The sequence below is a fragment of the Micromonospora sp. WMMD1128 genome, assembly GCF_027497235.1.
Lineage (GTDB): Bacteria > Actinomycetota > Actinomycetes > Mycobacteriales > Micromonosporaceae > Micromonospora.
Genome location: NZ_CP114902.1, coordinates 1,522,461 through 1,543,980, shown reverse-complemented (window position 1 = coordinate 1,543,980; position 21,520 = coordinate 1,522,461). Strand labels below are relative to the sequence as shown.

The 21,520-nt window shown below is 74.5% G+C and carries 22 protein-coding genes; 1 reads left to right on the top strand and 21 read right to left on the bottom strand.

The window, feature by feature from the left end; all coding sequences use genetic code 11:
* Positions 1-99: 99 nt before the first annotated feature.
* From hisB to hisD, 3 genes are read right to left on the bottom strand one after another with little or no spacing between them, the layout of a single operon-like run.
* On the bottom strand, positions 100-711 hold the full coding sequence (hisB, locus tag O7602_RS07435) for an imidazoleglycerol-phosphate dehydratase HisB (RefSeq protein ID WP_281587474.1): 612 nt from the start codon (positions 709-711) through the stop codon (positions 100-102).
* Positions 708-1,781, bottom strand: coding sequence for a histidinol-phosphate transaminase (locus O7602_RS07430; protein WP_281587473.1), 1,074 nt, complete (start codon positions 1,779-1,781; stop codon positions 708-710). Before O7602_RS07430 ends, hisB begins: the two co-directional genes overlap by 4 nt.
* A complete protein-coding gene (gene hisD, locus O7602_RS07425) occupies positions 1,778-3,100 on the bottom strand; it encodes a histidinol dehydrogenase (protein WP_281587472.1) in 1,323 nt (440 codons plus the stop codon). The genes O7602_RS07430 and hisD overlap by 4 nt, the downstream gene beginning before the upstream one ends.
* A 107-nt stretch (positions 3,101-3,207) precedes the next feature.
* On the opposite strand from hisD, the gene O7602_RS07420 reads away from it, so the two are divergent.
* Positions 3,208-3,912, top strand: a complete 705-nt coding sequence (locus O7602_RS07420) for an LON peptidase substrate-binding domain-containing protein (RefSeq protein ID WP_281587471.1) — start codon at positions 3,208-3,210, stop codon at positions 3,910-3,912.
* On the opposite strand, the gene O7602_RS07415 is transcribed toward O7602_RS07420, so the two are convergent.
* The 18 genes from O7602_RS07415 to O7602_RS07330 form a co-directional block, all read right to left on the bottom strand.
* Entirely contained in the window at positions 3,878-4,879 is a 1,002-nt protein-coding gene (locus O7602_RS07415; protein ID WP_281587470.1) for a DUF2567 domain-containing protein, read from the bottom strand. The two genes, O7602_RS07420 and O7602_RS07415, sit on opposite strands and share 35 nt — an antisense overlap.
* A 49-nt stretch (positions 4,880-4,928) precedes the next feature.
* Positions 4,929-6,449 (bottom strand): ATPase, encoded by a 1,521-nt coding sequence (locus O7602_RS07410; protein WP_281587469.1) that lies wholly within the window; start codon positions 6,447-6,449, stop codon positions 4,929-4,931.
* A gap of 142 nt (positions 6,450-6,591) precedes the next feature.
* Positions 6,592-7,467, bottom strand: coding sequence for a hypothetical protein (locus O7602_RS07405; RefSeq protein WP_281587468.1), 876 nt, complete (start codon positions 7,465-7,467; stop codon positions 6,592-6,594).
* A gap of 2 nt (positions 7,468-7,469) precedes the next feature.
* Entirely contained in the window at positions 7,470-8,414 is a 945-nt protein-coding gene (locus O7602_RS07400; RefSeq protein WP_281587467.1) for an RluA family pseudouridine synthase, read from the bottom strand.
* The gene (gene lspA / locus O7602_RS07395; RefSeq protein WP_281587466.1) at positions 8,411-9,013 is read right to left on the bottom strand and encodes a signal peptidase II; all 603 of its coding nucleotides are present in this window, start codon (positions 9,011-9,013) and stop codon (positions 8,411-8,413) included. Before lspA ends, O7602_RS07400 begins: the two co-directional genes overlap by 4 nt.
* A 67-nt stretch (positions 9,014-9,080) precedes the next feature.
* Positions 9,081-9,500, bottom strand: a complete 420-nt coding sequence (locus tag O7602_RS07390; protein ID WP_281587465.1) for a TraR/DksA family transcriptional regulator — start codon at positions 9,498-9,500, stop codon at positions 9,081-9,083.
* Between the two features lie 218 nt (positions 9,501-9,718).
* Entirely contained in the window at positions 9,719-11,224 is a 1,506-nt protein-coding gene (locus tag O7602_RS07385; RefSeq protein WP_281587464.1) for a potassium/proton antiporter, read from the bottom strand.
* Positions 11,225-11,246: 22 nt separating this feature from the next.
* Positions 11,247-11,555 (bottom strand): DUF167 domain-containing protein, encoded by a 309-nt coding sequence (locus O7602_RS07380; RefSeq protein WP_281587463.1) that lies wholly within the window; start codon positions 11,553-11,555, stop codon positions 11,247-11,249.
* A 2-nt stretch (positions 11,556-11,557) separates the two neighbouring features.
* Positions 11,558-12,235, bottom strand: coding sequence for a hypothetical protein (locus O7602_RS07375; RefSeq protein WP_281587462.1), 678 nt, complete (start codon positions 12,233-12,235; stop codon positions 11,558-11,560).
* 73 nt (positions 12,236-12,308) lie between these two features.
* Positions 12,309-13,115, bottom strand: coding sequence for a DivIVA domain-containing protein (locus O7602_RS07370; protein ID WP_281587461.1), 807 nt, complete (start codon positions 13,113-13,115; stop codon positions 12,309-12,311).
* A 41-nt stretch (positions 13,116-13,156) separates the two neighbouring features.
* Complete coding sequence (locus O7602_RS07365; RefSeq protein WP_091059628.1) at positions 13,157-13,462, bottom strand: YggT family protein; 306 nt, start codon at positions 13,460-13,462, stop codon at positions 13,157-13,159.
* 28 nt (positions 13,463-13,490) lie between these two features.
* Entirely contained in the window at positions 13,491-14,195 is a 705-nt protein-coding gene (gene sepF / locus O7602_RS07360; RefSeq protein ID WP_281587460.1) for a cell division protein SepF, read from the bottom strand.
* Between the two features lie 194 nt (positions 14,196-14,389).
* Positions 14,390-15,136, bottom strand: a complete 747-nt coding sequence (locus tag O7602_RS07355) for a YggS family pyridoxal phosphate-dependent enzyme (RefSeq protein ID WP_281587459.1) — start codon at positions 15,134-15,136, stop codon at positions 14,390-14,392.
* 9 nt (positions 15,137-15,145) lie between these two features.
* Positions 15,146-16,261: a cell division protein FtsZ gene (gene ftsZ, locus O7602_RS07350; protein WP_135241281.1), complete on the bottom strand. Its 1,116-nt coding sequence runs from the start codon at positions 16,259-16,261 to the stop codon at positions 15,146-15,148.
* 248 nt (positions 16,262-16,509) lie between these two features.
* Positions 16,510-17,328: an FtsQ-type POTRA domain-containing protein gene (locus tag O7602_RS07345; protein ID WP_281587458.1), complete on the bottom strand. Its 819-nt coding sequence runs from the start codon at positions 17,326-17,328 to the stop codon at positions 16,510-16,512.
* Positions 17,325-18,806 carry a UDP-N-acetylmuramate--L-alanine ligase gene (gene murC / locus O7602_RS07340; RefSeq protein WP_281587457.1) on the bottom strand — a complete coding sequence of 494 codons (1,482 nt, stop codon included), beginning with the start codon at positions 18,804-18,806 and terminating at the stop codon, positions 17,325-17,327. The genes O7602_RS07345 and murC overlap by 4 nt, the downstream gene beginning before the upstream one ends.
* A 31-nt stretch (positions 18,807-18,837) precedes the next feature.
* The gene (gene murG / locus O7602_RS07335; RefSeq protein WP_281587456.1) at positions 18,838-19,944 is read right to left on the bottom strand and encodes an undecaprenyldiphospho-muramoylpentapeptide beta-N-acetylglucosaminyltransferase; all 1,107 of its coding nucleotides are present in this window, start codon (positions 19,942-19,944) and stop codon (positions 18,838-18,840) included.
* Complete coding sequence (locus O7602_RS07330; RefSeq protein WP_281590186.1) at positions 19,944-21,359, bottom strand: putative peptidoglycan glycosyltransferase FtsW; 1,416 nt, start codon at positions 21,357-21,359, stop codon at positions 19,944-19,946. The genes murG and O7602_RS07330 overlap by 1 nt, the downstream gene beginning before the upstream one ends.
* Positions 21,360-21,520 lie beyond the last annotated feature (161 nt).

Below are 21,520 nucleotides of genomic sequence, written 5' to 3'. Positions count from 1 at the left end.
GCGACTGCGGGACTCCGCTGCGCTGCGTTCCTCGCGCTCATCAGAGCCGTCCTTCATTCGCGACTGCGGGACTCCGCTGCGCTGCGTTCCTCGCGCTCATCAGAGCGCGCCCTTCGTGGACGGCACCACGCCGGCGCTGCGCGGGTCGATCGCGGTGGCCTCGCGCAGCGCGCGGGAGACGGCCTTGAACTGGGCCTCGACCACGTGGTGCGCGTCCGGGTGGCCGCCCGGCCGGGCCGCCCGCAACACGTCGACGTGCAACGTCACCCGGGCCGCCTGGCCGAACGACTCCCAGATGTGCCGGGTCATGCTGGTCGGGTAGACCGGCCCGATGTACGGCGACAGCGCCGGCTCGTCGTGCACCACATACGGCCGCCCGGACAGGTCGACCGCGGCCCGGACCAGCACCTCGTCCATCGGGACGGTGGCCGAGCCGTACCGCCGGATGCCGGCCTTGTCGCCGAGCGCCCGGTCGAACGCGGCGCCCAGCGCGAGCGCGGTGTCCTCCATCGTGTGGTGCGCGTCGATCTCCAGGTCGCCGACCGTGTGCACGGTCAGGTCGAAGCCCCCGTGCCGGGCGATCTGGTTGAGCATGTGGTCGTAGAAGCCGACACCGGTCTCGATGTCGGCCTTGCCGGTGCCGTCGAGGTCGATCTCGACGAGCACCTTGGTCTCGTTGGTGACCCGCTCGATCCGGGCGGTGCGGTTCATGACAACTTCTCCATCGCGGACAGAAAGGCGTCGGTCTCGGCCGGGGTCCCGGCGGTCACCCGCAGCCAGCCCGGCAGGCCGACGTCGCGGACCAGCACGCCGGCGTCGAGCAGCGTACGCCAGGCGGCGCCCTGGTCGCCGTCGACGGCGAAGAGCACGAAGTTGGCGTCGCTGTCGGCCACCCGGTGCCCCCGCGCGCGCAGCTCGGCGACGATCCGGTCGCGTTGCTCCATGATCGCGGTGACGGTGCCGAGCAGGGCGTCCCGGTGGGCCAGCGCCGCGCGGGCGGCGGCCTGGGTGAGCGCGGACAGGTGGTAGGGCAGCCGGACCAGTTGCACCGCCGCCACCACCGCCGGGTCGGCGGCCAGGTAGCCCAGCCGGCCGCCGGCGAACCCGAACGCCTTGCTCATGGTGCGGGTGACCACCAGCCGCGGGTGGCCGGGCAGCACGGCGAGCGCGCTGACCGTGCCGGGGCGGGCGAACTCCGCGTACGCCTCGTCCACCACCACCATGCCGGGCGCCTCGTCGAGCACGGCGGCGACGACGGACGGGTCGAGCGCGGTGCCGGTCGGGTTGTTCGGCGAGCAGAGGAAGACCACGTCCGGCCGGTGCCGGCGCACCTGGGCGACCGCGTCGGCGGCGGTCAACCCGAAGTCGGCGTCCCGGTCGGCGGCGACCCAACCGGTGCCGGAGCCGAGCGCCAGCAGCGGATGCATCGAGTAGGCCGGGGTGAAACCGAGCGCGGTGCGCCCCGGCCCGCCGAACGCCTGGAGCAGCTGCTGCTGGATCTCGTTGGAGCCGTTGGCCGCCCACACGTGGTCGACGGTGAGCCCGTGGCCCAGGTAGGCGGCCAGGTCGGCGCGGAGCGCCACGGCGTCCCGGTCCGGGTAGCGGTTGAGGTCGCGCAACTCGGCCGCGACGGCCTTGCCGATCGCCTCGACCACCGGCTCGGGCACCGGGTAGGAATTCTCGTTGGTGTTCAGCCGCACCGGCACGTCGAGCTGCGGCGCGCCGTACGGGGAGCGCCCCCGCAGGTCGTCGCGGATCGGCAGGTCGTCGAGGGTGGTCACGACACGCCTCCGGGGAAACGGACGCTGACCGCCTGGCCGTGCGCCGGCAGGTCCTCGACACCGGCCAGCGTGACCACGTGCGGGGCCACCTCGCGCAGCGCCGCCTCGGTGTATTCGACCAGGTGCACGCCGCGCAGGAAGGACTGCACGGACAGCCCGGAGGAGTGCCGGGCGCAGCCACCGGTGGGCAGCACGTGGTTGGAGCCCGCGCAGTAGTCGCCGAGCGACACCGGCGACCAGGCGCCCACGAAGATCGCACCGGCGTTGCGCACCCGCAACGCCCACTCGCGGGCGTTCTCGGTCTGAATCTCCAGGTGCTCGGCCGCGTACGCGTCGACCACCCGCAGCCCGGCCTCCAGGTCGTCGACCAGGACCACCCCGCTCTGCTCGCCGCGCAGCGCGGTGCCGATCCGCTCGGCGTGCTTGGCGGCCGGCACCTGCCGGGCCAGCTCCGCGTCGACCGCGTCGGCCAGCTCCGTCGACGGGGTGACCAGCACGCTCGCCGCGAGGGGGTCGTGCTCGGCCTGGCTGATCAGGTCGGCGGCCACGTGCGCCGGGTCGGCGGTGTGGTCGGCCAGCACGGCGATCTCGGTCGGGCCGGCCTCGGCATCGATGCCGACCACGCCGCGCAGCAGCCGCTTGGCGGCGGTGACCCAGATGTTGCCCGGACCGGTGATCAGGTCGACCGGGTCGCAGCGCCGCTCGCCGGCCGGGTCGACGGCGGCGCCGTAGGCGAGCATGGCCACCGCGTGGGCGCCGCCCACCGCGTACACCTCGTCGACGCCGAGCAGCGCGCAGGCGGCCAGGACCCGGCGGTCCGGGAGGCCGTCGTTGTCCTTCTGCGGCGGGCTCACCACCACAAGCGACCGGACCCCGGCCGCCTGGGCCGGGACCACGTTCATCACCACGGTCGACGGATACATCGCCAGGCCGCCGGGGACGTAGAGGCCGACCCGGTCGACCGGCAGCCACCGCTCGGTCACCGTGCCGCCGGCCACCACCCGGGTGGTGTGGTCGGTGCGGCGCTGGTCGGCGTGGACCCGGCGGGCCCGGGTGATCGACTCCAGCAACGCGGCGCGAACCTGCGGGTCCAGCTCGCTCTCGGCGGCGCGGATCACCTCGACCGGCACCCGCAGATGCTCCGGGGAGATGCCGTCGAACCGCTCGCTGGCCTCCCGGATCGCCGGGTAGCCATGCTCCCGGACCGCCTCGACGAGAGGACGGATCCGCTCGACCGCCACGGAGACGTCGAGCTGGGCACGGGGCAGCAGGCGGCGCGGGTCACGTGTCCCGCCGCGCAGGTCGATCCGAGTCAGCACGCCTGCGAGTCTAGGCCGCCGCCGGTCGGACCGGCCGGAGCCGCCCGTACGCCGGGACGGTGAGCCGGGACACGCCGGCCGAGCGCGATCGGGATACGCTCGATCACGTGAGCGCACGGCTGCCGGTGTTCCCTCTCGGGACCGTCCTCTTTCCCGGGCTGGTCCTTCCGCTGCACATCTTCGAGGAGCGCTACCAGGCGCTGGTGCGCCACCTGGTGGGCCTGCCCGAGGGCGCGCCACGCGAGTTCGGCGTGGTGGCGATCCAGGCCGGCTGGGAGGTCGCCCCGGCCGGGCCGTCGGGCCGCTCCGGGCCGGCCGGCGGCGACGTCACGTTGCACGAGGTCGGCTGCACCGCCGAGCTGCGGCAGGTCACCGAGCTGGCCGAGGGCGGGTTCGACATCGTCACGGTGGGCCGGCGGCGGTTCCGGATCGCCGAGATCGACGACGCCGCCGAGCCCTACCTCACCGCCGAGGTGGAGTGGCTGCCCGAGCCGGCCGGCCCGGACGAGGTGGCCGACGTGCTGGCGGCCCGGGTGATCTCGGTGTTCCGGCAATATCTCAGCCTGATCCGGCCGGAGCAGGAGGAGATCTCCGAGCAGCTCCCGGAGGATCCGACCGTGCTGTCGCACCTGGTCGCGGCGACCGCCGCGCTGACCGTGGCCGACCGGCAGCGACTGCTCGCCATCGACGACACCCCCGGCCGGCTCCGCGCCGAGCTGCGCCTGCTCAACCGGGAGTCGGCGCTGCTGCGCCAGGTCCGGGCGGTGCCGGTGCCGCTCAGCGAGCTGGCGGGCCCTCCGGCCCCGAACTGACCCCGGGCGCGGACGGCCCGTCGCCGTGGAACCCCGGCGCGGACGGCCCGTCGCCGCGAGACCCCGGCGCGGACGGCCCGTCGCCGTGGAACCCTGGCGGGGACGGCCCGTCGCCCTGACGTCCCGGTGGGGGCGGCCAGGTGCCACTGAAGCCGGGCGGGGGCGGCCAGGTGCCGCTGAAACCGGGCGGGGGCGGCCAGTCGCCGGGCTCCGGCTCCGGGCGCAGCGACGGCCACCGCGACCAGCCGGCCAGCAAGGTGTACGTGACGGCCGCGCCGAACGCCGCGAGCAGCAGGTTGCCGTGCGGCGCCGGCAGCGGGCCGTACCAGTCGACGCCGCCGGCGCGCAGGTCGACCGGCCTGGTGAAGTCGGTCCCCGGCGGCGCGGTCTCCAGCAGCCGCTCGAAGGTGGCCAACCCGATCCGGCGGCCGACCTGCCAGGCCACCACCGCCGCGCCGAGGCCGCCGAGCGTCACCGCGAGCAGGATCACCGGGCCGCGCCGCCACCGCAGCAACATCCACAGGGCGATGGCGGCGAGCACCCCGAAGCCGAGCACGAGAAGGCTGAACCAGCCGTCGGCCGCGATCGGCTGTTCCGGCTGCGGGACGGCGTAGACCGCGCCCCCAGGGGTCTGCCGCACCGGCGTGCCCGGCGCCAGCCACACCCAGAGCAGCCCCAGCGGCACGCCGAGCGCGCTGAGCAGCGCCGTCACGCCGAGCACGGTCGCCACCGCCCGGCCACCACCGCGACGGGTCGCGGGTGCCGCGCCCAGTGTCTCCGGCTCCGCGCCGGGTGTCTCCGGCTCCGCGCCGAATGGCTCCGGCTCCGCGCCGGGTGTCTCCCGCTCCGCGCCGAATGGCTCCCGCTCCGCGCCCGGATGCCCGGCGAGCGGGTCCGCGGCGGTCGGATGGTCGGCGGCGCCGGGACGGTCGGCGGTCCGCTCGGGATCAGGGGTGTCCGGACTCACCCGGTGATCCTCTCAGGCCGGAGGGCGGCGTGGGTGCGGTGGTCGGCGGTCAGCGCGCGAACGGCTCCAGCATCACCGAGGCGGCCTTGAGCCAGGCGTTGCGCGTCTCCGCCTGGAGCTGGTGGTATTCGATCGAGGAGCCGGTCTCCAGCGCCGGGTCGTAGGGCACCACGGCGACCGCCCGGGTGCGGGTGGCGAAGTGCCGCTCCAGGTCGTCCTGGAGGGAGGTGCGCCCCGGCGTCGGGCAGGAGATCAGCGTGACCGCGTTGTCGGCCAGCTCGCCCATGCCCACCTCGTGCAGCAGGTCGAGCATCCAGTCCGCGCTGAAGGCGGCGTCCTCGCGCGGCACGGTGGTCACCACGAGCTGGTCGGCGGCCTGCATCACGGTGCGCCAGTTCGGGCTCTCCACGTTGTTGCCGGTGTCCACGCAGACCACCTCGTGGGTGCGGCGCAGCAGCTCCAGCACCCGCTTGACGGTGAACTGGTCGAGCCGCTGGGCGAAGCGCGGGCTCTCCTCGCCGGCCAGCACGTCGTACGACCCGTCGGAGGCGTGCCGCAGGTAGTCGTCGAGGTGCGACAGCAGGGTGTTGCCCTCCAGGATCTCGATGTGCGCGAGGTCCTGGACGAGGTGCCGGATGGTGCGGGCGTGCCGGGCGCTGCCGGCGCGCAGGCCGAGGGTGCCCCGCAACTCGTTGTCGTCCCAGGCGAGCACGCCGCGACCGCGCACGCTGCCCACGGTGGCCGCGGCGAGCACGGTGGCGGTGGTCTTGTGCACCCCGCCCTTGGGGTTGGCGAAGGCGAGCACCCGGGGGGTGCCCAGCTCGCGGCGGAGCACGCCGGTCGCCCGCTCCAGCTCCGGATCCTGCTCCGGGGCACGCCACTGCGCCTGCGCCGGCTCGGCCCGGCCCGCCACCGGTCGGCGTGGGGCGGGCGCCACGGGTTGTTCCGGCGCCGGCGGAAGCACCGGTCGGTAGCGTCCCCGGTCCAGCAGGGCGTAGCGGGACTCCGGTGGCGGCGGCGCGGGCCGGTAGCCGCCGTCGAGCAGGGAGTAGCGCGACTCGACCGGGGCCTCGGCCCGCCCGCGCGGCTCCGGGTCGGCCCGCCAGGACGGCTCGGCCGGCGACTCCGGGACGTACGACGGATCGGCCCGCCAGGAGGGATCGGCCGGCGACTCGGGGGCGTAGGACGGGTCGGCGCGCCAGGACGCCTCGGCCGGCGGCTCCGGGTCGGTGCGGTAGGCCGGCTCGGCCCGGTAGGCGGGCTCGCCGTCGTAGCGGGGGTCGGCGCGGAAGGCCGGATCGACCCGGAACGTGGCCTCGGCCCGGTAGCCGGGTTCGGCGCCGTACGACCCGTCCGCGGCGCGGCCGACGGCGGCGGCGCGCCCGGTCCAGCCGGTGCCCGCGCCCCGGCGCGGCAGCGGATCAGGGGGCGGCACCTGGTTCTCCTCGACGCGCCGGTCGGCGTCGGTGTGCTCCGCGCCGCGACCGCCGAGCCGGGCCCGGTCGAGCAGCGCCCGCCACCGCGGTGCCGGCTCGCCCTGCCGACCCCAACCGGTCTCGCTGCCGTCCAAGGATTCGCCCTCTCCCCCAGCCCATCGATCTCCGCCTGACAGGCTACGAACGAAACCCTATTCGGACCACTCCCCGCGCCGCACATCGCCCGGTGGGTCTGCTCACCGCGGCGTCCGGCCGGTGGTGGCGTACCCGGATGTCTCAGGAGGTGGGAGCGGGATTGGGCGGCCCGGACCCGGAGGCGGGTGGACGGCCGGCCGGTGAAGGTGCGCTCACTGTCGGTGCGGCTTCCGACGAATCGCCCATTCCACCGGCCGGCGCGGGACCGGCGTCGGCCGGCGCGGGACCGGCGTCGGCCGGCGGGCGGGCCACGTCGCGCTGCTCGGGCAGCGGCGGGGTGAACACCGTGCGATCCAGCCGGGTCACCTCCGGCGCCGGGTCCACGACCCGCACCCCGGGACGCTCGGCGAGCGCACGCAGCGCGGCCGGGACGCCCCGGACCACGGCGGCGTAGAGGCAGGCGCAGCCGGCCCGGTAGCCGGCCGCCTCCCCGGCCGCGACCGCGGCGCCGGTGTCGTACTCCCGGCGACGCCCGGGATCGGCGGTGGCCGACGGGGCGGCGGCGCGGGCGCGGTACTCCGCGGCCTCCCGGTCCTTGCGCGCGGCCACCTCGGCCATCGCGGTGACCGCGTCGTCGGGCAGGCGCAGCACGGCGAGCCGGACGATCTCGGTCTGCCGACCGGGCAGCGGCACCCGCGCCAGGACCGCCGAGACCGGCGTGCCGGCAAGCGTCTCCGCCACCCGGGCCGGCGTCAGGTAGGCCGCGAACGAGACCAGGGCGTAGCCGTCTGGCGCGTCGAGCCGGGCCAGCTCGTCCCCGGCGGTGCGCAGGTACGCCGGGACGGACGCGCCGCCGGCCACCCCGACGCGGGTCACCTCGCCGACCGTCCGGTCCCCCACCGGCCGGTCCCGCCGCTGCGCGACGGTGACCACCAGCACCACCAGCGCGCAGCCGAGGGCGAGCCAGGTCAGCGCCGTGGACCGCGACCGGCGCGGCGGCGTGGTGTCGTCGCTCATGGTCAGTCGCGCAGGATCTCCAACGCCCGGGCCAGGTCGTCCGGGTATTCGCTGACGAAGGTGACCTCGTCGCCGGTGCGCGGGTGCCGGAAGCTCAGCGAGCGGGCGTGCAGCCACTGCCGGGACAGCTTGAGCCGGGCCGACAGGGTCGGGTCGGCGCCGTAGGTCAGGTCACCCACACAGGGGTGCCGCAGCGTCGAGAAGTGCACCCGGATCTGGTGCGTACGCCCGGTCTCCAGCCGCACGTCCAGCAGGCTGGCCGAGGGGAACGCCTCAAGCGTGTCGTAGTGGGTGATGCTCGGCTTGCCACCGGAGACCACCGCCCACCGGTAGTCGTGGTGCGGGTGCCTGTCGATCGGCGCGTCGATGGTGCCGCGCAGCGGGTCCGGGTGCCCCTGCACCACGGCGTGGTAGCGCTTCTCCACCTCGCGTTCCTTGAAGGCCCGCTTCAACGCGGTGTAGGCCAGCTCGCTCTTGGCCACCGCCATCACGCCGGTGGTGCCCACGTCGAGCCGGTGCACCACGCCCTGCCGTTCGGCCGCGCCGCTCGTGGAGATCCGGTGACCGATGCCGGCCAGCCCGCCGATCACGGTCGGGCCGGTCCAGCCGGGGCTCGGGTGCGCGGCCACCCCGACCGGCTTGTCGACCACCACGATGTCGTCGTCGGCGTAGACCACGGTCAGACCGGGGACGGCCTGCGGCACCACGGTCGGCGGGGCGACCGGCGCGGGCAGCGTGACCTCCAGCCAGGCCCCGGCCCGCACCTTGTGCGAGTTGGCCCGGGCCGTGCCGTCGACGAGCGCGTCCCCGGCGTCCACGAGCGCCGCCGCGGCGGTGCGGGACAACCCGAACAGCCGGGACACGGCCTGGTCCAGCCGCATGCCGTCGAGGCCGTCCGGCACGGGCAGGGACCGGTGGTCGCCGCCGGTGGCGTACGCGGCGGTCACGCGCGCTCCCGCTGACCCGCCGGGGCGTCGTCACCGGCCGGTTCGGCGCCGGCCCGGGAGCCGTCGCGCTGCCGGCCGGTCAGTTCCAGGAAGACCGCCAGCACCACGCCGCAGACAAGCGAGCTGTCGGCCAGGTTGAACACCGGCCAGACCTGGCCGTACGGGTCGAACAGGCTGATCATGTCGACCACGTGGCCGACGAAGTGCCCCGGCGCACGGAAGATCCGGTCGGTCAGGTTGCCCAGCGCGCCGCCCAGCACCAGGCCCAGCGACACCGCCCACGGCAGTGAGCGCAGCCGCAGCGCCATCCACCCGATCCATCCGATCACCGCGAAGGTGATCAGCGGGAAGACCCAGGTGTGGTCGGAACCGATGCTCCAGGCGGCGCCGCTGTTGCGGGTGAGCGTGAGATAGACGGCGCCGCCGAGCAGGGACACGGGCTCCCGGCCGGTCAGCTCGCCGAGCGCGAGCTGTTTCGTGCCCAGGTCCGCGAGGAGCGAGAGCAGGGAGACGCCGAGCAGCAGGCCGACCGCCCTGCGCCGGGGCGCGCCGGCGTCCGGCTCGGTGGTGCCGGACCCGGCGGGCGGTGCTGCGGTCATCTGCTCCCCATCGACGCTCGCGACGGTGGCGGTCACCGTCTGCCGTTCGGCGGCCGGGGAGCGGACGTCAGCGCCGCTCCGCCAGCTGCTTGCAGCTCACGCAGAGGGTCGCCGACGGGAACGCGGCGAGCCGCTCCACCGGGATCGGGTTGCCGCACCGCTCGCACCAGCCGTAGCCACCCTCGTCGAGGCGCTCCAGCGCGCGCTCGACCTGCGTGATCCGCTCCTTGATGCTGTTGGCGAGAGAGATCTCCTGCTCGCGCTCGAACGTCTTGGTGCCGGTGTCGGCCTGGTCGTCCCCGGCCGAGTCGGTCAGCCGGTCGCGCTGCAGCTCGGTGATCTCGCTCAGCGTCTGATCGTACTCGGCGTTCAGCTCGTCCCGTCGGGCCGCCAGCGCGGCCCGGATCTTCTCGGTCTCGGCCGCGCTGCGGGTGGCCTTCGCCACCGGCTTCTGGCCGGCGGTCCTGGTGTCGGCTGGCTTCGCCATCGTCAGCTCCCTCAGCCGCGTGGCGCGGCGGTCAGCGGTACGTGGGCAGGGGGCACCGGCGTGTCCCCCGCGAACGGAACGGGCACGCGGCGGCCAGCCGCGCACTCCAGAGGTTGGCAAGAATACGGAACGTACGCCGCGTGCGACAACGTGCCGCACCGTCGCACCGCGTTTCGGCCCCGGACCGCCACAACTGGGGCAAAAGGAACGCTAGCAGATCACCCGGTCCGGTCCTCGCCGTCCTCCCCAAACCACCGGGCCAGGCGACCCCGGCGACTGACCGCCCGCAACCGCCGTTCCGCCTCGTCCCGCACCCCCGCGGTGGCGACGATGAGCAGGCTGTCGCCCACCTTGAGCCGGGTGCCCGCGTCGGGCACGAACCCGGCCCCGTCCCGCAGCACGAGCGTGACCGCGGCGCCGACCGGCAGCCGCAGCTCGTCCACGTGCACCCCGGCCAGCCGGGAGGCGGACGGCACCTCCAACTGGAGCAGGTCGGCCCGCATCCGCTCCAGCGGGGCGGTCTCCAACAGGATCTCCGTCGCCTCCGCCGGCGCGGTCACACCCAACCGGCGGGCGGCCGGGGCCAGCGTGCCGGCCTGGAGCAGCGTGAAGATCACCACCAGCACGAAGACCGCGTCGAAGAGCCGGTCCGCGCCCGGCACCCGCAACGACAGCGGGATGGTGGCCAGCACGATCGGCACCGCGCCGCGCAGCCCGGCCCAGGAGAGGAAGAGCTGCTTGCGCACGGGAACCCGGAACGGCAGCGCGGACACCGCCACCGACAGCGGCCGGGCGAACAGCAGCAGGGCCAGCCCGGTGATCACCGCCGGCACCACCGCCGAGCCCAGCCGGCCCGGCGTGACGAGCAGGCCGAGCAGCACGAACAGGCCGATCTGGGCCAACCACGCCAGCCCGTCGGCGAACCCGAGGATCGCCTGCCGGTGCGGCAGGCGGGAGTTGCCGAGCAGCACCCCGGCCACGTAGACGGCGAGGAAACCCGAGGCGTGCAGCGCCGAGCCGGCCGCGTACGCCAGAACGGTGAAGCCGACCACCGCGATCGGGTAGAGACCCGCCGACGGCAGCGCGGCGCGACGCAACGCGTACCGCCCGGCCAGGCCCGCGACCACCCCGACCGCCGCGCCGACGGCCAGCTCGTAGGCGAGCAGCAACGCTTCGTACCACCAGGGGTGGGCGGCCTCCACCCCGGCCCGGGACAGCAGCAGCACCAACAGGACCACCGGGGCGTCGTTCATCCCGGACTCGGCCTCGAGCGTGGCCACCAGCCGGGGCGGCAGGCGCAGCCGCCGCAGGGTGGCGAAGACCGCCGCGGCGTCGGTCGAGGAGAGCACCGCGCCGTAGAGCAGGGCGAGCCGCCAGTCCAGGCCGAGCAGCACGTGCACCACCACGCCGACGGCCACGATGCTGACCACGACACCGACCGTGGAGAGCACGGCGGCCAGGCCGAGCACCGGACGCAGCAGGCTCCACCGCGCGCTCAGGCCGCCCTCGGCGATGATCACGATGAGCGCGCAGAAACCGAGCATCCGGGTCAGCTCGACGTCGTCGAAACGGATGCCCAGGCCCGCCTCGCCGATCAGCACGCCGAGCGCCAGGTAGACCAGCAGGCTGGGCACGCCGAGCCGGGTGGAGAAGCGCACCGCGCCCACCGCGACCAGCAGCACGGCGGCGCCCACCAGCAGCGCGAGGTTCAGCCCCGGAGTCATCGCGGACCGGCCCGACGCTTCCTCACCCGGCGCTGCCGTCGCGGAGCCGACGCAGCACCTCGGTCAACCCGTCGGTCGGGCGCTCGACCAGGAAGAGCTTGTCCCGGCTGGCCACACCGGAGCGCAGCGACACCGCCGCCGGCCGGACGCCGAGCGCGTCGGCCAACGCCCGCCGGGCGGCCTCGGTGGCCCGGCCGTCCACCGCCGGGGCGTGCACGGCGACGACCAGGGCGGGACCGTGCGGCCCGTCGAACCGCCCGCCGACCCGGGCACGGGCCGCGCCGGGCTTCACCCGCACCGCGACGGTGAGCGGGGCCTCCGCGTTCGTCATGGTCAGCGCGGCCGGCCGTCGGCGAGCAGGGTGCTGGCGGCGGCGCAGTGGGCGCACGGGGTGAAGCCGAGGCCGATCGCCTCGGTGACCGGCATCGGCTCGTCCAGCCGGCCCACCAGGTGGGGGCAGTCGGTCAGGTGGAAGCGGGGATGCCCGTCGACCACCCGGACCTCGTCGGGCAGTCGCACCAGCCGGGCGACCTGCCCGGCGGAGAGGAACTCGGCCGGCGGATCACCGTCGAACGGACCACCGGGCGCGGGCGAGGTGGGCGCCGGCTCGGCCATCGGAGAGTACGCGCCGCCCAGCGGCGCCTCCGCGTCGTACGGCTCGGCGGCCGGGGAGTACGCGGTGGCCGGCGCGTCGTACGGCTCGGCGGCCGGGGACCCGGGCGGTTGCCGCCATCCGGGTCCACCGGCGCCGACCGTGGACGTGTGGTGCGGGACCGGGCTCACCGGCTCGTCCGGGGACGGGCCGGTGGGTGCGGTCCGGGAGCGCGGCCCGGCCTCCCGGGCCGCCGTGGCCCGGGTCGCGGCCGCCTGGCGGGCGAACGCGACGAAGGCGACGGCGGACAGCAGGCTGGCCGCGATCGAGACGATCAGCAGCGAGCTGGACCCACCGGCCAGCCCGACCACCAGGAGCACGACCGCGACGAGGATGAGCAGGATGCTGGCGGCTATCACGGCTCACCCCCGGCCGCGTCGTGTCGGTCTGGTGCGGTCGGTGGCCGCCGCGGGGACGGCCACCGACGTGGGCTCAGCGGCCGGACTCGAGCGCGCCGCCGCGACCGCCGCCGTAGGAGCCGGCGAGGCCCGCGGTGGCGAGGCCGTTGCTGCCGCCGGCGGCACGGTTGCCCTCGGCGCGGTTCATCTCGACCTCGAGGCCCTGGCCGCGACCGTCGAGGTCACGCAGCTGGCTCTCCAGGTACGCCTTGAGGCGGGTGCGGTACTCCCGCTCGAACTGCTTGAGCTCCTCGATGTGCTTCTGGAGCGCGGTGCGCTTGGCGTCCAGGCCGCCCATGGCCTCCTGGTGCCGCTGGCGGGCGTCCCGCTCCAGGGCGTCGGCCTTGGCCCGCGCCTCGCGGGTGACCTCCTCGGCCTTGGACCGGGCCTCGGAGAGCAGGCTGTCGGCCTCGCGCCGGGCGTCGGAGACGTGGTCGTCGGCGGTGCGCTGGGCCATCATCAGCACCCGCAGCGCCTGCTGCTCGCCGTCACCGGTGACGCCCGCCGGGCCGCCCTGGGTGCGGACCTGCTCGAGCTCGGCCTGCATCGCCCGGGCCGCCTGCTCGGCGGCCGCCTTGTCGCGCTGCACCCGGTCGAGCTGGGCCTTGACGTCGTTGAGCTCCGCCGCGAGCCGGGCGTCGCCGCCAGGGCCGGCGGGCGCGCCACCCCGACCGCCGCGCTCCACCTGGGCGCGCAGCTCGTTGTTCTCCTCGATCAGACGGGCCAGCTCGCGCTCGACCTCGTCCAGGAAGGCGTCGACCTCCTCCTCGTCATACCCCCGCTTGCCGATCGGCGGCTTTTTGAAGGCGACGTTGTGGACGTCGGCCGGGGTCAGCGGCATCGAAACTCCTCGGGTCAGTTGCGGCCGCGAAAGCGCTCTGGTCAGGCAAACGCCACGATCAGACGCTGTAACACGAACTCCATCAGCACGAACAGGATAACCAGGAGCACAAGGGAGGCCAGGTCGATGCTCACGGTACCAATTCGCAGAGGTGGGATCACACGCCTCAACGCTCGCAGGGGCGGATCAGTGACGCTCCACACGACTTCCAGTCCTGCCGATGCGCCTCGCCCCGGCTGCCAGCGGCGGCCGTAGGCCAGGACGGCTCCCAGAACAAACCTCGCCAAAAGGACAAGGAGGAAGAAGTAGAGCAGCAGGTAGAGCACCTGGAACAGGATCGACAACACGGCAGGCGACGTCCCTCGGTCGTGCGGGCTAGCTCAGACTGAAAAAGCCGCCCTCAGCGATCTTGGCCTTGTCCTCCGCGGTGACCTGGACGTTGGCCGGTGAGAGCAGGAACACCCGGTTGGTCACGCGCTCGATCGTACCGCGCAGGCCGAACGCGAGCCCGGCGGCGAAGTCGACAAGTCGGCGGGCGTCCGCCTCGTCCATCTCGGTGAGGTTGATGATCACCGGCACCCCGTCCCGGAAGTGCTCGCCGATGGTCCGGGCCTCCCGGTAGGTGGTCGGGTGCAGCGTGGTGATCTGGTAGCGCTGCTCGTCCTCCGGAACCACCGCCCGCTCACGCGGCGACGCCTGCGGCGCCAGGGCGAGGTTGTCCCGGGTGTGGTAGGCCAGCGCGCCGGACGTCTCGCCGGCGGAGGAGCGGGTGATCGACCGGACGCTGGCCCGCTCGGCCCGCTCCGCGCGCTCCGGACGCTCGGTGTCGGAGCGGTCGGTGTCGACCCCGCGGCTCGTGGCGCGCTCGGCCAGCCGACCCCGGTCGCCCGCGCGGGTCCGGGGCGCCGGCGGCTCCTCCGGCTCCTCGTCGTCCTCGTCGGCGAACTCCTCGGCGTACCGGCTCGACCGGTAGCGCGAGTCACGGTAGCCACCCTTGTCGTAGCCACCGTCCTCGTACGCCCGCTCGTCGTCCTCCTCGACGAGACCGAGCCAGACCCCCGCCTTGCGCAGTGCACCCATCCCCGCGCCCTTCCGTCCGCCATGCGGCACGCGCCCCCGTGCCGTGTCGCCTGATCACGAGTGGACGATCATGCCCACCGGACCGGATCGGCAATCCCCTGACGTGCGGTTCGCGGCCCGCCCGCCACGGCCCCCGGCTACGGGAAACGCCGTCCTGAACAACACTGATGTAATTTGCTTCCGTCGCGGCCAGGCTACCCCAGCGTGGGACGCATGCCGAGCAACGCGCTGCCGACGCGGACATGTGTCGCGCCGTGAGCGATCGCGCTCTCCAGATCGCCGCTCATCCCCGCGGACAGCGCCGTCGCGCCCGGATGGTCGGCCCGCAGCCCCGCCGCCACCTCGGCCAGCCGGGCGAACGCCCGATCCGGCTCCCAGCCGAGCGGGGCCACCGCCATCAGACCGGCCAGCCGCAGCCCACCCGCCCCGGCCACGGCCGCGGCCACCGGCCCGAGCCCCCGTTCCGGCTCGGCCGCGCCCGGCAGCGCCCCGCCCCGGGCCGGGTCACCGTCGATGCTGACCTGCACCAGCACGTCCAACGGCCGGTCCCGGACGCCGGTCACGGCGGCGTCCAGGGCGGCGGCCAGTCGCACGCTGTCGACCGACTGGACCACATCGGCGTACCGGACCACCGAACGGGCCTTGTTGCGTTGCAACTGGCCGATGAAGTGCCAGCGCGGGGCGGCCCCGGCATCGGTCACCGCCGCCGCCTTCGGTGCCGCCTCCTGGTCCCGGTTCTCCCCCACGTCGGTCACCCCGAGCCCGGCCAGCGCGACCACGTCGGCGGCCGGGTAGGTCTTCGTCACCGCGACCAGGGTCACCTCGTCCCGGGACCGGCCGGCCGCCGCGCAGGCGTCCGCGACGCGGGCCCGGACCCGGGTCAGGCCGGCCGCGAGTTCGGCGCGACGCTCGGGTCGCACCGCGATGGGTGAGTCGGTCATCGGCGCGGCTCAGGACCCGTTCTTGAGGAAGTCGGGCACGTCGACGTCGTCGAAGAGCACCCGGCGCGACGGCTGCTGCGGGGCCGGCATGGTGGCCGGCGGGCTCACCGGCGCGTTCGGCTGGGCGGGCGGATTCTGGTTGCTCTTGCGCGGCGGCTCGACCGCCTTGTAGGCCGGCGTGCCCCCGTCGAAGCCGGCCGCGATCACGGTCACCCGCACCTCGTCACCGAGGGCGTCGTCGATGACCGCGCCGAAGATGATGTTGGCGTCCGGGTGGGCCGCGTCGGTGACCAGCTGCGCCGCGTCGTTGATTTCGAACAGGCCGAGGTCCGAGCCGCCGGCGATGGAGAGCAGCACCCCCCGCGCGCCGTCCATGCTCTGCTCCAGCAGCGGGCTGGAGATGGCCGCCTCGGCCGCCTCGACGGCGCGGTTCTCACCCCGGGCGCTGCCGATGCCCATCAGCGCGCTGCCCGCGCCGCTCATCACGCTCTTCACGTCGGCGAAGTCCAGGTTGATCAGGCCCGGCGTGGTGATCAGGTCGGTGATGCCCTGGACACCGGAGAGGAGCACCTGGTCCGCGGTGCGGAAGGCGTCCATCATGGAGATGTTGCGGTCGCCGAGCGCGAGCAGCCGGTCGTTCGGGATCACGATGAGCGTGTCGCACTGGTTGCGCAGCTCCTCGATGCCCGCCTCGGCCTGCACCTGGCGGCGCTTGCCCTCGAACGAGAACGGCCGGGTGACCACGCCGATGGTGAGCGCACCGAGCTTGCGCGCGATGTTCGCCACCACCGGCGCGCCGCCGGTGCCGGTGCCGCCACCCTCGCCGCAGGTCACGAAGACCATGTCGGCGCCCTTGAGCACCTCCTCGATCTCGTCGCGGTGGTCCTCGGCGGCGTTCTTCCCGACGTCCGGATTCGCGCCGGCGCCCAACCCTCGGGTCAGTTCCCGCCCCACGTCGAGCTTGACGTCGGCGTCGCTCATCAGCAGCGCCTGCGCATCGGTGTTGATCGCGATGAACTCGACGCCCTTGAGCCCAACCTCGATCATCCGGTTGACGGCGTTCACGCCGCCGCCCCCGATGCCGACGACCTTGATGACCGCCAGGTAGTTGTGCGGAGGTGTCATCTCCGGTCCTTTCCCTTCGAGATTGGCATGGGCCGACCCCACACGGCTTGGCCGGACCAGCGGCGGAGCAACTCCGGCGAACCTCTCCGCGACGAGAACCCTAACCCTCTACTAGAGGCTTAGAGTTATGTCAACCACTGATCTCTTCGGGGCAACGTATGCGCCGCCGCGCCAGGAGCCAAGGACCCCTTTCGGCGTGTCGCCGACGGAGCGACCAGCGACACAACGCCCGCCCACTGACCCACCGGTCACTTGAACGTGACCACGTCCGGCGCGCTGACGTCGATCCGGTCGGCGCGGCGCGGCAGCAACGCGGTGGCCACCGAGGACTTGTCCGCGCTGCGGGAGGCGTCGCCCCAGAAGATCTCCCGGCCGTCGCGCAGCCGCACCGTGATCCGGGCCAGCCCCGCCACGTCCACCGTGACCAGCTCGGCCCGCAGCTTCTCGCCGAGCGCGGCGAGCACCGCCAGGCCGGCCCGGGTACCCGGGTCGTCCGGGCCCGGCCGGACCACCCGGACCAGCGGCAAACCGTCGGGGGCCCGGTCCAGGCGCTGGAAGACCACGCCGGCGGCGTCGATCACGGCGAACCGCTCCCCCTGCGGCACCGCCGCCACCGGCACCCGCTCGACCACCCGGATCACAAGCGTCGACGGCCACTCCCGCGCCACCGTGGCCCGCGCCACCGGCGGCAGCGTGCCGATCCGACGGGCGGTCGCGGCCAGGTCCACCCGCGCCAACGGCGCGTCGTCCGGCACCGCCGCGGCGTCCCGGATCTCCACCGGCGTGACCAGCCGCGCGCCGACCACCCGCACATCGCGGACGCCGAACAGCCCGGTGCCGAGCACCGTCCAGGCGACCAGACCGGCGCCCGAGAGCACCGCCGCCGCCACCGCCCAGGGCAGCGCGGCCCGCATCCGCCGCTGCCGGGCCCGGGCCATGAAACGGCGGGTGGACGGCGGCACCGCGTCCGCGCCGGCCCGCACCAGCTGCCAGCGGCGGACCGGACTCCGCCGCCCCGCCCCGCCGTCCTGGCCGCCCGTGCGTCCGCGGGCCGGGCCGGGACTCATCCGGCGGTGGTCGCCGCGCCGTCCGGGTCGACGCCGACGCCCGGGGCCGCGGTGCCGCCGGTCCGGGCCACCAGGGCGTCCAGCAGCTGGTCACCCATCAGCGAGATCGGCGGCGCACCCATGGTCACCACCACGTCGCCGGTACGGGCCCGGCGGGCCACCTCGGCCGGCACGTCGTCCCACGCCTCGACGAAGACCTTCCGATCCGCCGGCAGCGGCACCGCCGCGAGCAGCGCGGCCGACCCCTCGCCGGGGTCGCGCTGCTCGCCGGGGCCGAAGACCTCCAGCAGCACCACCTCGTCGGCGATGCCGAGCGCGGCGGCGATCTCCGCCTGGAGGTCCCGGGTGCGGTAGAGCCGGTAGGGCTGGAAGACCACGATCAGCCGGCCGTCGCCGGCCACCTCGCGCAGCGTCTGGAGCGCAAGCGTCATCGAGGTCGGGTGGTAGGCGTACTCGTCGTAGACGAGCACGCCGTCGGCCACGCCCTTGCGCTCGAAGCGCCGCCGCACGCCGGGAAACGCGCCGAGCGCGGCCTCCGCCGCCGCCACCGGCAGCTCCAGCAGGTACGCCGCGAGCACCGCGGCGGCGCTGTTGAGCGCCATGTGCCGGCCCGGGATCGGCAGCCGGATCTCGCCCAGCGACCGGCCCTCGATCTCGGCCTGGTAACGCACGCCGCGCGCCGAGGACACCACCTCGCTCATCCGCAGGTCGGCGTCGGCGGACTCGCCGTACGTCCAGACCCGACGCCCCTCGGACCGCAGCGTCTCGGCCAGCCGCCGGCCACCGGCGTCGTCGGCGCAGGTGACGACGAAACCGTCCGGATCGGTGAGCCGGGCGAACTCGGCGAAGGCCGCCTCCAGGTTGGCCAGGTCGCCGTAGGTGTTGAGGTGGTCCGCCTCGATGTTCGTGATGATCGACACGTACGGGCGGTAGATGAGGAAGGAGCGGTCGCTCTCGTCCGCCTCCACCACGAAGTGCTCGCCGGTGCCGTGGTGCGCGCCGGAGCCGACCTCGGAGATCTCGCCACCGATCACGAAGGACGGATCGGTGCCGGCCTGCTGGAGCACCATGGTGACCATCGACGTGGTGGACGTCTTGCCGTGCGTGCCGGCCACCGCCACCGTGCGCCGGCCGGTCATCGCGGCGGCGAGCGCCTCGGACCGGTGCAGCACGCGCAGGCCCCGGCGACGCGCCTCGACCATCTCCAGATGGTCCTGCGGGATCGCCGAGGAGTAGACGACGGTGTCCACCCCGTCGAGGTTGGACGCCTCGTGAGCGGGGTGGATCGTCCCGCCCAGCGCCCGCAGGCCGGCAAGCGACGGCCACTCCCGCAACTCGCTGCCGGAGACCGGCAGCCCGCGGGTGAGGAAGAGACGGGCCAGACCGGCCATCCCGACGCCGCCCACCCCGATCAGGTGGATCCGGCCCAGATCCTCCGCGGTCATGGTGCCGGCGGGCGTGAACTGCGCGGTGTTCATGTCAGGTACCTTCCCGTCACGACGGCCCGCATCAGCGGGACACCGCCTCGTAGACGAAGTTCAACAGCGCCACGTCGCCGTCGCGGCGACCGTAGCCGGCCGCGGCGTGGCTCATCGCCCAGAGCCGCTGCGTGTCCCGGATCAGCGGGATCACCGTGTGCTCCACCCAGGCCGGGGTCACCTCGGCGTCGTCGACGAGCAGCCCTCCGCCGGCGTCCACCACGGGCAGCGCGTTGCGCTTCTGCTCCTGGTTGCTGTGCGGATAGGGCACGTAGATCGTGGGCAGGCCGATCGCGGCCACCTCGGCGCAGGTCATCGCGCCGCCCCGGCCCAGCATCAGGTCGGCCGCCGCGTAACCCAGCTCCATCTCGGACAGGTAGGGCAGCGTCACGTACGGCACCGGCAGGTCGGAGGGGACGGAGACCGGCTCGTTGCGGGCGCCGATCACGTGCAGCACCTGCACGCCGTTGCGCGCCAACTCCTTGGCGGCGCCGGAGACGGCCAGGTTGATCGAGCGGGCGCCCTGCGAGCCGCCGGCCACGAAGAGCACCGGCAGGTCGGGGCGGAGCCCGAAGTGGGCACGCGCGGCGTCCCGCAGGGCGGCCCGGTCCAGCCCGGCGATGCCGCGGCGCAGCGGAACCCCGACCACCCGGGCGTCGCGCAGCGCCTCGGCCTGCACCGGTTGGTGCGGGAAACCCACCGCGACGTTCTTGGTGAACTTCATGCCCATCCGGTTGGCCACACCCGGCGGCACGTTCACCTCGTGGATGACGATCGGCAGGTCGCGCCGCCACGCGGCCAGGTAGCCGGGCACCGAGACGTACCCGCCGAAACCGACCACGACGTCGGCCTGCACCTCGTCGATCACCTTGCCCGCGGCGCGGGCCGCCTTCCACATCCGGTCCGGGGTGCGCACCAGGCTCATGTTCACCGACCGGGGCAGCTGGTAGGCCGGGATCTGCCGCAGGTCGTAGCCGGCCGGCGGGATCAGCTCGTTCTCCAGCCCCTTCGGTGTGCCCAGGCAGGTGATCCGGACGCTCGGGTCGTGTCGGCGCAGGCAGTCGGCGAAGGCGAGCAGCGGGTAGATGTGCCCGCCCGTACCCCCTCCGCAGAGCACCACCGAACGCAGCGGACCCATCAGCGTCTCCTCTCGCTCGCCGAGCCGGCGCGCGCCCGGTCGGACCGGGCGCCGCGGGCCGCGGCCTGATCGTCGCGCCGACGCTGGCGGGACCGGGGCACGGACCCTCGGTCCGCCGGTGGCGGCGCCGGTCGGCGGCGCCGGCCGGGAAGCGGCGGCAACGGGGCCCACACTAGTCGGACCCATCGGGCCGGTGGACGGGCGTTCAGGGCCCGGGCCGCGTCCGGCTCCGCGCGGGCGAAGGAGGCGAGCATGCCGATCGCGGCAAGCGTCACCACCAGGGCGCTGCCGCCGTCGGAGATGAACGGCAGCGGTACGCCGGTCAGCGGCAGCAGCCCGGTGACCCCGCCGATGTTGATGCCGGCCTGCCCGACCAGCCAGGCGGTCACCCCGGCGGCGGCGAGCCGGCGGAACGGATCCTCCACCCGGCGGGCGATCCGCATCCCGGTGTAGGCGAGCACGGCGAACAGCGCCAGGATCACCGCGCAGCCCACCACGCCCAGCTCCTCCGCGATGATGGCGAAGATGAAGTCGTTGTGCGCCTCGGGCAGCCAGTCCCATTTGAACACGCTCTGACCCAGGCCGACGCCGAACCAGCCGCCGTTGCCGATCGCGTACCGGGCCATCATCGGCTGGTAGCAGTTCTCCAGCTTCAGCTCGATGCAGGTCTGCGGATCCGGCGGGTTCAGCCACATGGTGAGCCGGCCCAGCCGGTAGTTGTCGGCGTCCCGGGAGCCGGAGCCGGCGCCGAGCGAGGCGGCGGCGACCAGCAGGCCGATACCGGCCAGGCCGATCGTGGAGAGCACGGCGAAGACCCGGCCCCGGACGCCGGCCGCCCAGAGCAGACCCACCACGAGCGCCACCAGGCACAGCATGCTGCCCAGGTCGTTGAAGCCGACGAGCACGAAGAGCAGGCCGACCACCGGGAACAGCGGCGTGGCCAACTCCCGCCACCAGCCCAGCTTGGCGCCCTTGCGGGCGAGCACGTGCGCGCCCCACAGCACCAGCGCGAACTTGGCCACCTCGGCCGGCTGGAGCGAGATCGGGCCGAGGGAGAGCGAGAGGAGTTCGCCCTTCAACGGCCCGATGGACGCCACCCCGAACAGCGATTCCATGGCGACCAGCAGGTTGAGCAGGAGCAGCAGCGCCACCGCCACGCCGAGCGCGGGGCGGCTCACCCCCCGGAACGTCCGCGCGGGCAGCCGCTGGCAGGCCCAGAACGCGCCGACGCCGATCACCGCGAACACGGTCTGCTTGGTCAGCGAGGCGGCGGCGTCACCGCCCTCGGCGTAGTCCCGGACGCTCGTCGCCGAGAAGACCATGGTGAGGCCGATCAGCAGCAGCAGGCCGGCGCTGGAGAGCAGCAGGTAGTAGGAGGCCAACGGCCGGGCCAGCAGGCCCCGCAGCGCGGCCAGGCCGCCCGCCGGATCCCAGCGCGCGGCCGGCGGATCGGCCGGTGGCGTCGCCGCGGGCGCACGGCGGACCGGCGGGTCGCTGCTGACCTGGATGTCTCGTCCCTCCCCCACCCGCCCATCATGGCGGCTCGCCCCGCCCGCCCGTGGCGCAACCGCGCGGT

Bases quoted from the DNA above. Each gene is read 5' to 3' on its own strand.
- O7602_RS07405 (WP_281587468.1), bottom strand. From the start codon at position 7,467: ATGAGCGACGACACCACGCCGCCGCGCCGGTCGCGGTCCACGGCGCTG.
- murC (WP_281587457.1), bottom strand. From the start codon at position 18,806: ATGAACACCGCGCAGTTCACGCCCGCCGGCACCATGACCGCGGAGGAT.
- sepF (WP_281587460.1), bottom strand. From the start codon at position 14,195: ATGGGTGCACTGCGCAAGGCGGGGGTCTGGCTCGGTCTCGTCGAGGAG.
- murG (WP_281587456.1), bottom strand. From the start codon at position 19,944: ATGGGTCCGCTGCGTTCGGTGGTGCTCTGCGGAGGGGGTACGGGCGGG.
- O7602_RS07385 (WP_281587464.1), bottom strand. From the start codon at position 11,224: ATGACTCCGGGGCTGAACCTCGCGCTGCTGGTGGGCGCCGCCGTGCTG.
- O7602_RS07355 (WP_281587459.1), bottom strand. From the start codon at position 15,136: ATGACCGACTCACCCATCGCGGTGCGACCCGAGCGTCGCGCCGAACTC.
- hisB (WP_281587474.1), bottom strand. From the start codon at position 711: ATGAACCGCACCGCCCGGATCGAGCGGGTCACCAACGAGACCAAGGTG.
- O7602_RS07380 (WP_281587463.1), bottom strand. From the start codon at position 11,555: ATGACGAACGCGGAGGCCCCGCTCACCGTCGCGGTGCGGGTGAAGCCC.
- ftsZ (WP_135241281.1), bottom strand. From the start codon at position 16,261: ATGACACCTCCGCACAACTACCTGGCGGTCATCAAGGTCGTCGGCATC.
- O7602_RS07390 (WP_281587465.1), bottom strand. From the start codon at position 9,500: ATGGCGAAGCCAGCCGACACCAGGACCGCCGGCCAGAAGCCGGTGGCG.
- O7602_RS07345 (WP_281587458.1), bottom strand. From the start codon at position 17,328: ATGAGTCCCGGCCCGGCCCGCGGACGCACGGGCGGCCAGGACGGCGGG.
- O7602_RS07370 (WP_281587461.1), bottom strand. From the start codon at position 13,115: ATGCCGCTGACCCCGGCCGACGTCCACAACGTCGCCTTCAAAAAGCCG.
- lspA (WP_281587466.1), bottom strand. From the start codon at position 9,013: ATGACCGCAGCACCGCCCGCCGGGTCCGGCACCACCGAGCCGGACGCC.